Annotated in this window: 2 protein-coding genes; both read right to left on the minus strand. The window is 48.2% G+C overall.

The features are described from left to right. Positions 1-514, minus strand: a 514-nt coding sequence (locus R7Q11_RS25710) for a YhgN family NAAT transporter (protein WP_225466943.1), incomplete at its 3' end; no start/stop codon positions are given. A 119-nt stretch (positions 515-633) separates the two neighbouring features. After that, a partial coding sequence (locus tag R7Q11_RS25715; protein WP_225466944.1) for a YecH family metal-binding protein occupies positions 634-790 on the minus strand: 157 nt, incomplete at its 5' end.

Below are 790 nucleotides of genomic sequence, written 5' to 3' on the forward strand. Positions count from 1 at the left end.
AGCGTTCCACCGCTTTCAGACCGCGTTCGCCCAACAGACGATTGAAAAAGCCATAGAACATCAAAATAAAGAAGGTCGCGCTCCACGCAATCACCACCGACGCTGAGAGTTCGACCAGTTTGTCGGGATGCTGGGAAGAAAGCAGCAGCAACGCGGCAATCACTGATGGGCCGGCAATCATTGGAATCGCCATCGGCACAATAAACGGCTCTTCACCCGCAGCTAACCCGGTGATGCTCCCTGCACTTGGGAAAATCATCTTAATTGCGATGATAAATAAGATGATGCCACCAGAGATACTCAAGGTTTCCGGCTGTACGTGCAAAAAGCTCAGGATGCTTTGTCCGGCGAACAAGAACAACATCAAAATCAACAAGGCAAAAATCAGCTCGCGGATGAGCACCTTACGACGACGTTTGGGATCGATGTGTTTAAGAATGGACAACACAATGGGCAAATTGCCAAGAGGGTCCATGATAAGAAACAGCATGGTCGCTGCAGAAAGAATATCCATGTTCTGGCCTCGACGAAAAAAATGGCGACCAGTGTATAGTAAGGAGATTGTGCGAGTATACGGCTAAGGGCGAAATCAGATAATTCGCCCTCGATTACCGAAACAACCTCAGACGCCGCTTAATGGTTGCAAATACGCGCCATGTTGACGACGAACTTGCCTTCGAGTTCGCGAACCTTATCGCGCTGTAATAAAAAGGTTAGCAATGCATCTAAGTCTAGATCATTCAACTTACAGGTATGAAAGCGTACGTCTGCGCCAAAATGTTGTGCGAGC

The organism is Vibrio sp. 970 (genome assembly GCF_033339075.1).